Raw genomic sequence first — 13,060 nt, 5'->3', positions numbered from 1 at the left:
AAATTGTTATGCCGAAATCCAGAATGCACGGTATAAGGCTCAACAAGAAACAAGAGGAAGAGAGGAGGATTAACGCTGTAAAAGATGTGAGGAACGGGATGAGTATAAAGGACGTTGCCAAGAAGTATGACGTCTCCATCTTTACCGTGTACAAGTGGTTGAGGAAAGGTGACCTGAGCGCTAAGCCGAGGAAGGGACCCACGAAACTGAAGGACGAGGAAAAGCTCGTCCGAATCTTAGAAAAGAGCCCAAGAGATTTCGGCTTGAACTACGATTTCTGGACCTTGAAGCTCATAGCGTATATACTTGACAAGGAATTTGGGATAAAGTACAACCCGAGGAGTTTAAGCCCAGTCCTCAAGAAGTTAGGCTTCAAGTACAAGAAAGGAAAGAGAACTTACGTGAGAGTGTCCGGAATGTAATTATCTGAACGAATAGATAAACAGAATGATAAATATTAATATTGCCAGAAGGATAGGACCTGGATCACCGAGAAAAACTTTATAATGGAAAAATATCAAGACGAGAGGATTTACCTATCGCGCATAGCGTTGTCTGATCGCGAGGAGGCGCGTCTCAGAGCTGAACGGCTCTACGTCCTGGAGGAGTCCTCCGTTGGATCGCGAGGAACATCTTGATGTTGTAGATCACTCCCAGGACGTGAAGGAAGACGTCGTTCCTCCAGGTCGTGGTCCCGTAGGGCCTCCAGAACGCTAGTATTTCCGGAAAGTTCTTAGACTTCAATTTTATCTAATCCTAGGTATGTTATTGCATTAAGATTAAATCTATACTTATTTTCTTCAAAGAACTGTTTAATACAGTTTTTAACGTCTTCTATCGTATAGAATATTTTATTGCTCATGTAGTTCTTGAGGGACTTGAAGACCGCCTCAGCCATATTAAGCTCAGGCGAGTAAGGAGGAGTAAACACGGGATGAATACCCTTCCTGCGACAAACCTCAAGCGTACCCTTAGTCTTGTGAGGAGAGTAATTATCCATGACCATGTAAACCCTACCACTACCCACACGCCTCTTAAAGTACCTCAAGAAATACTTAACGGATTCAGAGTTAGGCCTTTTAGCAAGAGAAACCACTACTTCGCCGGTCCAAGCGTTTATAGCTAGAATAACATAGATTGAGGAAAAACCTATATTGACGCGCATTACGGGCTTACTGCCAACCTTAGCTAGAACCTTCTTAATTGACGTGCTAATTACTGTCCTACACTCGTCTAGAAAGAATAGTGCCTTTCTTTCCAATTTCTTTATTTTTTTTAAAATCTTCCCACTTGTCCTTTTCTGCTTGGATGTTGGTAGGTCTGGGTTTTACTAGGTTGTATCCTAGTTCGTGGACTAGTTCGTATAGTCTGGATTTCTTGTATTCTATTCCTTGTTCTTGTAGTGCTATCTTGAGTGTTTTCATTGTCCAGTACTCTTGTTGTATTCCGTATTTTTGGGGCTTATCTTCCAGAATTTGTTTTATCTTTTCCTCTTCTACTTTTCTGGGTCTTCCTGATCTGGGCTTGTCCTTTAGTCCATCAAGACCTTCTTTCTTGTACTTGCCAATCCACAATTTTATCGTGGAATAGCCCTTGTTAAGCATTTTCGAAACTTCTTTCTCCGATTTACCATCAACTACGTGCAGCTTCACCGCAAGAATCCTCTCCTTAATTCTCGCGTTCTTCTCTTCCTTATAAGCTTGAACCAAATCTTGCATAGTTCAATCTGGTAATACTAATCTATAAACTTTTCGGAAACACTAGCGTTCAGGTAGGTGCCGAAGAACTCCACGTGGGCTCTCAGGGTAATGAAGGGCTTCTCTCGCGCTATGAGCTGTGTCGGGGAGGGAGAGAATCCCCTGTCCGCGATCTTAATCCCCTTGAGCGGTGACTTGAACCTCTTGTCCGAGAAGTTGGCCGGCTTCAACGTGATGGACCTCACGAAGAGGGAGACGGAGATCACGGCCACGGCCTTAAGCCCGTAGTGCGAGACCCCTCTCTTCTTGGTCCACCTTCCCTCGAACCTCCTCTTGGTTCTCCCCAGGGAGAGCAGCTTCCTGGCCCTCTCCAGGTTACCTTCCCTCCTCTCCAGCTCCGCCTTCTCCCGAAAGGTCTCCACGCTCCTCTTCCCAGGAGGTAAGTCCAGTAGGAAGGAGTCCACTAGCCACGCCATGAAGTCCACGAGATGCGCGCTCGCAGGGAGGTAACTGGGTAGGCACTTCTCCTCAAGCTTGAAGGAAATCTCCAACAACTTCTTCCTCACCCCGTACAACCTGCCCACGAAGTCGTGCAGCGTGCTCTTCCCCACCTTCCTCCCCACGAACCAGGCCACGACCACGTTCACTAGTATTTTGGAAAAGTTCTTAGACTATGATCTAGTGGTATATCCTTTGCCTAAAGCTATAAACTTTCTGAAAGCACTAACGTTGACCATTTTCACCGCGTCCCTATAGGAGCAGGAGTAGAGCACCATGACGATTAACAACTTCAGGTAAACCAGCGCGCCCTCGCCAAGAACCCTCTCCAAATCCATGGCGTCCAGCACGGGCTTGATCTCCGTTAACCATTTTTCCCTCCACGGCATATCCTCTATTGGGGGAAGAGGGTAGTACATCAGGTTTGGTATGTGTCTTAATGTTCTTGCCATGGTACTACCCTCTACTCCCATAACTTAAGTGTTACTCCAATTTAATCCAAGATAATGCTAAAAACAAATTTATTCTTGTCAATAAAAATTCAATTTTTTACATTCCGGACACTCTCACGTCCAGGAAGCTCCTCGTCCTCCCCAGGAGGAAGATCGCGGCTTGAACCAGTCCCCACGACATCCCCTTAGTTGGCTTTATCCTACTCAAGAAACTCTTGTTAGCGTGGTATTGAGGTATGGCATGGAAGTCCACTGCTACCCTCCTGTCCCTAACTCCCCTTAACGTCATCCTCCCCATCTTCCTCAACGCATCCCTCACGTCCTTAACTTGAACCACTAGTGTTTCCGAAAAGTTTATAGATTAGTATTACCAGATTGAACTATGCAAGATTTGGTTCAAGCTTATAAGGAAGAGAAGAACGCGAGAATTAAGGAGAGGATTCTTGCAGTGAAGCTGCACGTAGTTGACGGTAAATCGGAGAAAGAAGTTTCGAAAATGCTTAACAAGGGCTATTCCACGATAAAATTATGGATTGGCAAGTACAAGAAAGAAGGTCTTGATGGACTAAAGGACAAGCCCAGATCAGGAAGACCCAGAAAAGTAGAAGAGGAAAAGATAAAACAAATTCTGGAAGATAAGCCCCAAAAATACGGAATACAACAAGAATATTGGACAATGAAAACACTCAAGATAGCACTACAAGAACAAGGAATAGAATACAAGAAATCCAGACTATACGAACTAGTCCACGAACTAGGATACAACCTAGTAAAACCCAGACCTACCAACATCCAAGCAGAAAAGGACAAGTGGGAAGATTTTAAAAAAATAAAGAAATTGGAAAGAAAGGCACTGTTCTTTCTAGACGAGTGTAGGACAGTAATTAGCACGTCAATTAAGAAGGTTCTAGCTAAGGTTGGCAGTAAGCCCGTAATGCGCGTCAATATAGGTTTTTCCTCAATCTATGTTATTCTAGCTATAAACGCTTGGACCGGCGAAGTAGTGGTTTCTCTTGCTAAAAGGCCTAACTCTGAATCCGTTAAGTATTTCTTGAGGTACTTTAAGAGGCGTGTGGGTAGTGGTAGGGTTTACATGGTCATGGATAATTACTCTCCTCACAAGACTAAGGGTACGCTTGAGGTTTGTCGCAGGAAGGGTATTCATCCCGTGTTTACTCCTCCTTACTCGCCTGAGCTTAATATGGCTGAGGCGGTCTTCAAGTCCCTCAAGAACTACATGAGCAATAAAATATTCTATACGATAGAAGACGTTAAAAACTGTATTAAACAGTTCTTTGAAGAAAATAAGTATAGATTTAATCTTAATGCAATAACATACCTAGGATTAGATAAAATTGAAGTCTAAGAACCTTCCGGAAATACTAACGTTCAACTTTCTCAACGCTCTTCTCCCATCTTTTCCCAACCTGCTCAAGTAGCTCCCACTCGCCTTAAGCAAGGCACTGAGGAGTTCCTCAGGGAAAAGTATTTTAGTGAGGACCGAGTAAATTATCTTGAGGGCAGACCTGGCGAAGTCCCGGTTGAACTTCGCCGGTTTAGTTGTATTCTCATGCTTCATACATTCAGGTTCGCCCTCGTATATACAAACTTTTCTACAGAAATTCTCATCCTCTCAACTTTTTCTGTATTTCATTCATCTCGTTTTTTACGCAAAAAATGAGATTCCCATACTGACGTAGATCTGGTTGTTCACCAGATCCTTGACGCCAATCACAAGGAGTTGGATCGCGGGTTCGAACCTCTTGTGCGCCCTGCAGTAGAAGATCTGTGCCCCGTTTCTGGAGACCGGCATGGCTCTAGCGTAGAGCTTGTGGTCGTGGGTGTCGTCTATTATGAGAAGGACAGGATGATCCCCGACTAACTTCTTCACGACCTCGATTAGTTTGGCTTGAGCTGCCTTGTCCAAGTTATTCAGCACGGTCTCGTAGTCCATCTCGGCCTCCTGAGCTATCTCGGTAGCATTTCTTCCCACAACCACTCCCAAGACGAGCCTCTTGGCAACGTCCTTCCTCGTTCCAGTCATGGATAGTATGACCTCGTTAACTGCCTTTTCCAATGCCTTATAGTACTCCTCCTCGCAGACTCTTTGGTCATACCAAAATTAAAGGCTCTAATTTTAAAAAGTTTTTATGGGCCTCTTGAGCTGTCAGGATTTTCCTATAAATGCTAAAAGAGTTATCTTGTTTATAGTCTAAAGGGCAACAACATTTCTAAAGTTACACAAAGGCCTTTCCGTATGTTAGGGAGAAAGTCTTGTCCTTTAAAGTCTCTGAAAGTATAACATAAGTGTCGTCTGGATTTACTAAAGGTAATGTGTTAACTAAATCCAATTCAATCACTTAAGTAAATGATATTATGAGCTGACAACACCAGCCGAACTTACTAAAGTATCTACCGCTTTACCTTACGACACCTAGTATGATGCACTTGCAGTTGAGTATATAAGGTGCACAAAAGAGATTGCCTTATTAAGGTCTCCGTCACTTACAACTTCTGTAACTCCAAGGGCTACATTAACTACTAAATTCAACAATCCCATATTTTAATACATAATCTAGAAAACTTAAAAATGTTTCTCTTTAATATTAAAAATCTAATTATACAGTTTAAATTATAATTTCTCTATAAAATGTATCTTACATGACGAAGTGCAAATAGAAGCCTTGTAGTAGATTAATTAATAAAATATACCCATAAAGAACTAACTATAACCATCTTGTGGTAAGAAAGATTCTAGTAAAATTTTTAATGTGTTTTAGTACTTTACTACATTTAATCATATTTTGATCTCTTTATTTTTATTGGGAGAAGTTAAGTTACTCTACTAATTTTGAGAAGTTTTAGTATATTCTTTTCCAGTTGTGTTTCACCAAATTATCTCACTTGAAAGATATTGTGTTAATTCTTTCAAAAGGGAATTGATATAGAGAAAGATAGTGATATTATAGTGAAATATAGCATATTAACATTATTTGCAATAAACATAACGTGTAGATTCAGATTAAAGGGAGATAATCTGAATTTTTATCACGTGGTTAGAACGGCGTGCAGAGTGTCCTCTGCACGCCGAGGAAGTTAGAGAAGCCTGACGAAGGAGTTGAAGGAGAGAGGCTTCCTTTTCGTGGACTTGAAGTTGAAGAGGAGGTAATTCACGAGGTTCCACACTGAATCTAGGACAGTGTAATAGAGGTAGAGGAAGATCTTGTTGGTTAACTTCCTCACGTACCTTATCCTGGCCTTCCTGACCTTGAAGCCCTCTTCGCTCTGCCATCTCAACCTGTAGAGCTCAGCTAGCTTGTAGGGATCTCCATTGAAGTTGGTAACGAAGATGAAGTGCCTGGGTTTCTCCTTGACGTATATCACTTCATAGTAGTAAAGGTCATTGTACTTCAGGACCCTATACGCAACGTAAACCCTGTCATTTACCTCGCATTTCTTCTCGGTTAGAGGGACGTTGGAGAGTTCCTTGAAGCCCTTCAGGTTGGTCTTACCTCCTACCACGGTCTTCACGGGCATCTCCTTGATTACCTTCAAGTTCAGGAAACCCGCGTCAGCAACAACGTAGTCTATCTTGAGGTGCTGAGCAACTTCGCTCACGGCCCTCATCAGGAACTGGGAGGGAGTATCGCTTCTCAAGTCAGCTATCTCCTCGAGGAGGGACAACCTCAAGGGGAACACCAAGTCCACGGACCTCAACTTAACTCCCTTCCTCTTCCCGTTATAGAGTTGAAATCCTTCCACCTTCCTCGACTCCTTCTCCCCCACGGTTATCGCGGTCTCGTCCACTGCAACGATTGTAGTCTCTCCCTCAACTTTCACGTGAGGGTAGAACTTGAAGCTCCTCTCCCCTTGACTCATCACCTTCTCTCCTTCCCTAACGACCTTCAAGTACTCCTTTCCCCTGTTCCCTGTCAACAGGAACGGAGCTGCGTCCGCGATCCTCGTGTCCAACTCTTGGGAGATAACGTTAAGATTATTGACGATGAAATAACTAGCGAGGGACTTCAACTCCGTTTTGAATCCCGTTTCATAAACTTGCATAACGGAGTCATGGAGTCCCTCGCTTTAACCCTTTCCTGTTCACCTCCTCCCTAGACCTCCCCTCCCCGCTTGATAATACTAAACAGATGATATTACCCTCTATATACAAACTCCTTTTTAACCATGCTTCTCGTTTAATCTAAAAATTTTTTGATAATCATGTTGAAATAAGCCGATTTTCACAACCATAACTCGATATTTTCCCCTACCATAGAAATTACATCATTTCTAGTAAAATTGGTGAAACACAACTGATTCTTTTCATTCATTAAGTGATAAGGATTTTGTAGAAAATACTAATATATTCTAGTTAAAATCTGATATATGAGATTTAATATAAATATTTGGTTAAAAAGAGAATAGGAATTTTACGTCTTAATAGTATAAAATAATCAAAAATTTAAAGTATAGCTAAATATATTTTAACAATTGTGTTATTCCATTATTATTTGGTTCAACTAAATCTATTGCTATTACACCATTATTACTTAATTGTGTTTTGATTATGTTTGGAATCTGTTCCATTGAAGCTAGGATCATTTTATTAGGGTTGAAAATACATTTATATGGCAAAATCTGAGTTTTTATATTATTACTCCAGAACTTATATTGTTGATTTTTGCATTCTATTACTATCTCTACGCTTAGCCCATTTGATAATATATCTTGACAGTTCTTAGCTCCTCTCAATATTACTATGTCTGGCCTTAATGGGATAGAAGTTACTGTACTACTATTAATACATTTAGTTACTCTTTGATAAAAGTTTTCCAACCAAGAAGGACCACTATTTAAATTCCACAGCAGCCCTCTACACATAGTATGTGGATTCATATCGAACTCATACCATAACGAACAATCTTGACCATTACAGCTAAAGATTGCTATTGGATTGCTGGAGCTCTGGGAAAAATCAAGATTCAATAGTTTTAATCTAGCTTGATTTTTAAGGTAAGTTATTATCTGTAACATAATCCAAATTTGATGAATCTCCTTCATTAATCCTTCTAACGATTTCTGTCTTGCGTTAATATTGTAAGGAATAAGAAATGATAACGGGAAATTTATTCCTGCCATCTGTATATTTAAAAGGCTAGGAAAAATTGGAGGATACTTTAATAACGAGCTGAGAGTAGAACTGATTGATTTGATTGAATTTATCATTTGCATGTAAACTTGAGTCCACTGTTTTCTCAAGAAACTCATTTCGTTCGTAGTTATCCATTTAAAATTGAAATTATTAAGATAAGTTATAGGTTTACGTGAGGCTCTTCTTAAATCGAAAGGAAGTACTAAATCTATTGCAGGAAACACTTCAATATTAGAAAACGGACCAGAATTAGATGAAGAGAACTCGACTACACATTTATCGTAAATATCATTGATATAGACATGAGAGTGTCCGGAATGTAATTATCTGAACGAATAGATAAACAGAATGATAAATATTAATATTGCCAGAAGGGTAGGACCTGGATCACCGAGAAAAACTTTATAATGGAAAAATATCAAGACGAGAGGATTTACCTATCGCGCATAGCGTTGCTTGATCGCGAGGAGGCGCGTCTCAGAGCTGAACGGCTCTACGTCCTGGAGGAGTCCTCCGTTGGATCGCGAGGAACATCTTGATGTTGTAGATCACTCCCAGGACGTGAAGGAAGACGTCGTTCCTCCAGGTCGTGGTCCCGTAGGGCCTCCAGAACGCGTTCAGGTAGGTGCCGAAGAACTCCACGTGGGCCCTCAGGGTAGTGAAGGGCTTCTCCCGCGCTATGAGCTGTGTCGGGGAGGGAGAGAATCCCCTGTCCGCGATCTTAATCCCCTTGAGCGGTGACTTGAACCTCTTGTCCGAGAAGTTGGCCGGCTTCACCGTGATGGACCTCACGAAGAGGGAGACGGAGATCACGGCTATGGCCTTGAGCCCGTAGTGCGAGACCCCTCTCTTCTTGGTCCACCTTCCCTCGAACCTCCTCTTGGTTCTCCCCAGGGAGAGCAGCTTCCTGGCCCTCTCCAGGTTACCTTCCCTCCTCTCCAGCTCCGCCTTCTCCCGAAAGGTCTCCACGCTCCTCTTCCCAGGAGGTAAGTCCAGTAGGAAGGAGTCCACTAGCCACGCCATGAAGTCCACGAGATGCGCGCTCGCAGGGAGGTAACTGGGTAGGCACTTCTCCTCAAGCTTGAAGGAAATCTCCAACAACTTCTTCCTCACCCCGTACAACCTGCCCACGAAGTCGTGCAGCGTGCTCTTCCCCACCTTCCTCCCCACGAACCAGGCCACGACCACGTTCACGTTAACCATTTTCACCGCGTCCCTATAGGAGCAAGAGTAGAGCACCATGACGATTAACAACTTCAAGTAAACCAGCGCGCCCTCGCCCAGAACCCTCTCCAAATCCATGGCGTCCAGCACGGGCTTGATCTCCGTTAACCATTTTTCCCTCCACGGCATATCCTCTATTGGGGGAAGAGGGTAGTACATCAGGTTTGGTATGTGTCTTAATGTTCTTGCCATGGTACTACCCTCTACTCCCATAACTTAAGTGTTACTCCAATTTAATCCAAGATAATGCTAAAAACCAATTTATTCTTGCCAATAAAAATTCAATTTTTTACATTCCGGACACTCTCACATTATAGAGTACCTCAGGATTCTTAAAACCTATTTTTTGTACTGATCCTGGTACAGCAAAAGCCATAAGATGTTGTAAATTATTACCATCAATTAGAAAATAATAATTACTAGATTTTGATAGTCCGCCATGGAATTCAGTTACACTAATTGTAGACTTTGGAGCAAAGTATAGAAAACTACTGAAATTATTGATTTTCTGAATATAGGTATTGGGAATATTTTGTAAATTAGTATAAATAAATATAGAATATAATATTATTCTAATTATATCATCCAATGCATAATTATTAACTAAGTTCCATATAGTAAGAATAATATTTTGGCTAAAATATTTAGAGAAAAAACTGATGAAATTTGATTTGAAATCGCCTAATTTCATCATTAAATAAATACTATAAATACTAGTTTGGAAAGATGGAGACTGATATCTAACGAAGTTAGCATTAGGGTTAGCTCTAAACATTAGAGTGGCAACGTTAGTCGCAACATCTAGAAGGTTAGTAGACTGCATAGATAATTAATTTTAATAATGGATTATTAATTTTTCTATATATAGTACTTTGTTGATTCGTTCAATTTGTCTCATTAAAACGATATTGTATAACACTAATTTTTCAGTAATTAATATTTATTTCAACGTTCTTCTCAAGCTTACACCCTAATACCCAGAGCCCTACCGACTACAGAATTCGCCAAGTTAACCATCCACGCGTAAGCCCAGAACTTGAGCTTAGCCTCAACTCCAGCAAAACTTGTCTAACCGATTCCCCAAAAGTACGCTTCACCGCAGAGAACAAGGACTCGACCCGCCACCTAACACCATAACCCTTCTCCTCCCTCCAACGATCATAACCCAACTTCCTAAACTCACGCACAGCCTTACGTCTAGCAAGATGGCGTTTAGTAGAAGCGTTCTTCTTGGGAGGAACTACAACCTCAACTCCGGTCTTGTAAACCTCATTGGCGTCATATGCCTTATCTCCATAAAACTTCTTGACCTTCTTTCCCTTATCTTGAAGATCCTTAACTGTTTTTACACTTTCAACCTCGTTGCTAGTGACCTCAGCGTTTACCACGTTGAATTCGTTATTGTCCATTACTATCTCGATCTTGAGGAATTTTGAATCCCTAGTCTTACCCCACTTGGCAACAATATATTGTCCTCCCGTGACGTTATCCAAGTTGATTAAAATGGCAATTCATGAGTAATATTAATAAGAAATTAGGATGAGATAATATTACGGTAAAGGCAATTTCAACTGAAAAGGACCTCTTACTCAAGGTGGATAAATCCTTCCCTTGGGAAACGTTTAGGAGTAAGCTTAAGTCCCTTTACTCCAAGAAGCCCAAGTGGGACGTCATCTCACTCCTCAAAGTCCTCCTAATCAAGTTCGTTTTCGACATCTCTTGGAATAACTTGGAGGGAGAAATTAGGGACAGTAAGAGTTTTATGGACTTCTTGGGCGGGAAAGTTCCACCAAAGAGCACAGTATTCTTCTTCTACAAGAAACTCCAACAAACAGTTATTCAAGAGGGCGAGACGATGAGAACAACACTGATGGATGAGTTAAACAAGGCTTTGGACAAGGCGATCAGCGAGTATAGGGAAAAGGGCTTTGAACTTGAAGTTGGGAGAGAAAAAACGATAGGTTCGAGGACTACCACATAATTGACACATTCTTCCGTGAGGCCTACCCCGGAAAGAGGAGTCTTCAAAACGGTCTTGAGAAGATCTCACTTGACCTTAAGGAGATGGGGTTCAATGACGTTTTTCTCCTCATGGGTTATACTACTTCCAAGCTCAAGAACTTCACGGCCTTTAGGAAGTATAAGGGTAGTTGGGGTAGGAAGCACGGTAAGTCCTACTTCGGGTTTAAGGTCTGTAATCTTGTGGAAAGGAGGACTAATTTCGTTAGGGACTTCAAGGTTGGATTGGCCAATTTGAGTGATCTAGCCTTTTCATTTGATAACGTTAAGTTAATGGCTGATAGGGCTTGGATTTTTAGGGAGGACGTCTTAGTTAAGGGTGTTGGTAGTGCTAGGCTTCCTGTTGAGGGTAGTGGTGTTGAGATTAGGGAAGGTAAGGCTTCGTCTACAACTTTAAGGGGAGTGGTTATAGAGGTATTCTTCCTTAACTTCTATCGTGATCTCGAAATTCTTTCGACGAGGATTAGGACGAAGGTACTCGTTAATTAAACGAGGTTCGTTTACGTGTTTACTTGTTGTTATGGTAAATTTTATTGCAAAACTGTACAATTATCTGTATTTTCCCTTATTAATACATATTATATTATTTTTTATACTTGAATATAATGAAGAATAGTATAATCTGAAATGCTGTAATTATAATGATTTTTAATTTTGCTCAAATCGGACAACGTCCCGTGTTTGTGCTAATGCCGGTAGCGTCTGTAATTACTTCAAGTTCGTCATTTGCCTCGGGGAAGGTTATGTTCATGTTCCTCACTCTCTCCCATATTGTTGAGTAGTCGAGGCTTGTGGGGATGATCTTCAATTGTTCTAAGGCTCTTAATACTCCTTCTATTGCTCTGTAAGGTAGGAAGATGTGTAAGAATGCTAGGAATTCGTTGAACTCCTTCGGAGCTTTATACTTTGTCCTAGCGTTCCTGTTCTCCTCTGCTAATAAGTCCCACCAATGTTCGAATACGTAGAAGGGGAACATCAACTTATATCTAGTTATGACGTTCTCGTCGTACTTGCTCCAGTCCCTCTTGTACTTACTCTTTCCCATAGGTAATACTTAACGAATAATCTATAAACTTTTTGTACAATTCTGAAGCAATCCACAAAGCAAAGTATAAGATAAAGCTTTTATTATCTAATAATATGTCGCTAGATGATATTTTTGGACAACCAATTTCCTTTACAATGCTTATGGGGATCGCTGGAATATCAATAGCGTCATATTATGATAGATTAACTTCTCTATCGTTATCATCCTTTGGAATATCAATAGCGTTACTATCTCTCTTAACCTTCTTTTCAATTCTCAATTTAAACCGAATGAAATACGAAATGGTTGACATTATGGCTGTTATCTCTGGACTTACCTTATTTATCGCAAGGTTGAGATTGCTCTATTCTTCCCTCTTTTATTTTATCCCCTTGGTAATACTATCGATCTTTTACCTAATAATAGCATATAGGGTCCTCAGATCTCTAAAACAAGTTTCGTTTAAGTACCACTTACTTGGAGTTGCAATCACACTTCTCTCAATCGAATTACGTAGTTACTTGCCTATCTTATCTTTTATATTCGTGTGCATCGGTATTGTAATGTACCTCATGGTAACTTCCCTCCTATTGAAGAGGATATTGAAGGAGAAGAACGTAATCAAGCTCATAGATGGTTCCATATGGATTCAAATGGGATTACCCGCTTTGATATCTTTTGCTATTAGCCCTTTTTCTAAAGTAGTGAGTTTAGTTTTTTGGTATTTAGCTCTGATATTCTTACCTCTGGTAATACTAGCTAGTCTAATCAAATTAATTTCTATTGAGATTTCAATTAGACAATTTCATCCATCTCTATGGTCAGTAATATTTCCTCAAGCGGTTCTCTCAACCGCTACGCTCAATATCGTAAGGGTACGCTTTATCGCTTTACCCATCTTATACGAGATTTCAATATCTGTACTGTTTTCAGCACTTTCTCTGTTTCTACTATTTCTCTCTATTGCAGTCTTTTCAATTACAAGCTAATT

Annotated in this window: 9 protein-coding genes and 9 pseudogenes; 5 read left to right on the top strand and 13 right to left on the bottom strand. The window is 40.9% G+C overall.

Annotation, left to right across the window (positions count from 1 at the left end):
• Positions 1-8 precede the first annotated feature (8 nt).
• Positions 9-407 (top strand): annotated as a pseudogene (locus tag SSOP1_RS14520) (winged helix-turn-helix domain-containing protein); the annotation flags it as partial.
• Between the two features lie 169 nt (positions 408-576).
• Here SSOP1_RS14520 and SSOP1_RS17230 read toward each other — a convergent pair.
• From SSOP1_RS17230 to SSOP1_RS14495, 4 pseudogenes are all read right to left on the bottom strand, one after another.
• Positions 577-714: pseudogene (locus SSOP1_RS17230) on the bottom strand (IS5/IS1182 family transposase); the annotation flags it as partial.
• 19 nt (positions 715-733) lie between these two features.
• A pseudogene (locus SSOP1_RS16680) lies at positions 734-1,718 on the bottom strand (IS630-like element ISC1048 family transposase).
• Positions 1,719-1,762: 44 nt separating this feature from the next.
• Positions 1,763-2,668 (bottom strand): annotated as a pseudogene (locus SSOP1_RS16675) (IS5/IS1182 family transposase); the annotation flags it as partial.
• A gap of 94 nt (positions 2,669-2,762) precedes the next feature.
• Positions 2,763-2,981 (bottom strand): annotated as a pseudogene (locus tag SSOP1_RS14495) (ISH3 family transposase); the annotation flags it as partial.
• Between the two features lie 48 nt (positions 2,982-3,029).
• Here SSOP1_RS14495 and SSOP1_RS14490 point away from each other — a divergent pair.
• Positions 3,030-4,013: an IS630-like element ISC1048 family transposase gene (locus tag SSOP1_RS14490; protein ID WP_010923242.1), complete on the top strand. Its 984-nt coding sequence runs from the start codon at positions 3,030-3,032 to the stop codon at positions 4,011-4,013.
• Positions 4,014-4,034: 21 nt separating this feature from the next.
• On the opposite strand, the pseudogene SSOP1_RS14485 reads toward SSOP1_RS14490, so the two are convergent.
• The 8 genes and pseudogenes from SSOP1_RS14485 to SSOP1_RS14455 all read right to left on the bottom strand — a co-directional run.
• Positions 4,035-4,226: pseudogene (locus SSOP1_RS14485) on the bottom strand (ISH3 family transposase); the annotation flags it as partial.
• 114 nt (positions 4,227-4,340) lie between these two features.
• A pseudogene (locus tag SSOP1_RS14480) lies at positions 4,341-4,724 on the bottom strand (ISNCY family transposase); the annotation flags it as partial.
• Positions 4,725-5,081: 357 nt separating this feature from the next.
• On the bottom strand, positions 5,082-5,207 hold the full coding sequence (locus tag SSOP1_RS17865; RefSeq protein ID WP_009993268.1) for a hypothetical protein: 126 nt from the start codon (positions 5,205-5,207) through the stop codon (positions 5,082-5,084).
• A 536-nt stretch (positions 5,208-5,743) separates the two neighbouring features.
• Positions 5,744-6,709: an ISH3-like element ISC1439B family transposase gene (locus tag SSOP1_RS14475; protein ID WP_010924134.1), complete on the bottom strand. Its 966-nt coding sequence runs from the start codon at positions 6,707-6,709 to the stop codon at positions 5,744-5,746.
• Positions 6,710-7,120: 411 nt separating this feature from the next.
• Complete coding sequence (locus tag SSOP1_RS14470) at positions 7,121-7,681, bottom strand: hypothetical protein (protein WP_162268493.1); 561 nt, start codon at positions 7,679-7,681, stop codon at positions 7,121-7,123.
• Between the two features lie 595 nt (positions 7,682-8,276).
• On the bottom strand, positions 8,277-9,236 hold the full coding sequence (locus SSOP1_RS14465; RefSeq protein ID WP_010923364.1) for an IS5-like element ISC1234 family transposase: 960 nt from the start codon (positions 9,234-9,236) through the stop codon (positions 8,277-8,279).
• Positions 9,237-9,312: 76 nt separating this feature from the next.
• A complete protein-coding gene (locus SSOP1_RS14460; RefSeq protein WP_063492835.1) occupies positions 9,313-9,846 on the bottom strand; it encodes a hypothetical protein in 534 nt (177 codons plus the stop codon).
• A gap of 140 nt (positions 9,847-9,986) precedes the next feature.
• Positions 9,987-10,504 (bottom strand): annotated as a pseudogene (locus tag SSOP1_RS14455) (transposase); the annotation flags it as partial.
• 68 nt (positions 10,505-10,572) lie between these two features.
• Here SSOP1_RS14455 and SSOP1_RS14450 point away from each other — a divergent pair.
• Entirely contained in the window at positions 10,573-11,004 is a 432-nt protein-coding gene (locus SSOP1_RS14450) for a transposase (protein ID WP_048054271.1), read from the top strand.
• Positions 11,005-11,087: 83 nt separating this feature from the next.
• The gene (locus tag SSOP1_RS14445; protein WP_010924033.1) at positions 11,088-11,531 is read left to right on the top strand and encodes a hypothetical protein; all 444 of its coding nucleotides are present in this window, start codon (positions 11,088-11,090) and stop codon (positions 11,529-11,531) included.
• A 184-nt stretch (positions 11,532-11,715) separates the two neighbouring features.
• Here SSOP1_RS14445 and SSOP1_RS14440 read toward each other — a convergent pair.
• Positions 11,716-12,087, bottom strand: a pseudogene (locus SSOP1_RS14440) (transposase); the annotation flags it as partial.
• A gap of 95 nt (positions 12,088-12,182) precedes the next feature.
• On the opposite strand from SSOP1_RS14440, the gene SSOP1_RS14435 reads away from it, so the two are divergent.
• A complete protein-coding gene (locus SSOP1_RS14435) occupies positions 12,183-13,058 on the top strand; it encodes an SLAC1 family transporter (RefSeq protein WP_100067404.1) in 876 nt (291 codons plus the stop codon).
• The last annotated feature ends 2 nt before the right edge of the window (positions 13,059-13,060 follow it).

The sequence above is a fragment of the Saccharolobus solfataricus genome, from assembly GCF_900079115.1.
GTDB lineage: Archaea > Thermoproteota > Thermoprotei_A > Sulfolobales > Sulfolobaceae > Saccharolobus > Saccharolobus solfataricus.
Note: the sequence above shows the minus strand (reverse complement) of the source record. Positions and strands in the feature narration are given on the sequence as shown.

Excerpts from the sequence above, each read along its gene's own strand:
- SSOP1_RS14460 (WP_063492835.1), bottom strand. The coding sequence starts at position 9,846 with ATGCAGTCTACTAACCTTCTAGATGTTGCGACTAACGTTGCCACTCTA.
- SSOP1_RS14475 (WP_010924134.1), bottom strand. The coding sequence starts at position 6,709 with ATGCAAGTTTATGAAACGGGATTCAAAACGGAGTTGAAGTCCCTCGCT.
- SSOP1_RS14435 (WP_100067404.1), top strand. The coding sequence starts at position 12,183 with ATGTCGCTAGATGATATTTTTGGACAACCAATTTCCTTTACAATGCTT.
- SSOP1_RS14465 (WP_010923364.1), bottom strand. The coding sequence starts at position 9,236 with ATGGGAGTAGAGGGTAGTACCATGGCAAGAACATTAAGACACATACCA.
- SSOP1_RS14470 (WP_162268493.1), bottom strand. The coding sequence starts at position 7,681 with ATGTTACAGATAATAACTTACCTTAAAAATCAAGCTAGATTAAAACTA.
- SSOP1_RS17865 (WP_009993268.1), bottom strand. The coding sequence starts at position 5,207 with ATGGGATTGTTGAATTTAGTAGTTAATGTAGCCCTTGGAGTTACAGAA.
- SSOP1_RS14445 (WP_010924033.1), top strand. The coding sequence starts at position 11,088 with ATGGGGTTCAATGACGTTTTTCTCCTCATGGGTTATACTACTTCCAAG.
- SSOP1_RS14490 (WP_010923242.1), top strand. The coding sequence starts at position 3,030 with ATGCAAGATTTGGTTCAAGCTTATAAGGAAGAGAAGAACGCGAGAATT.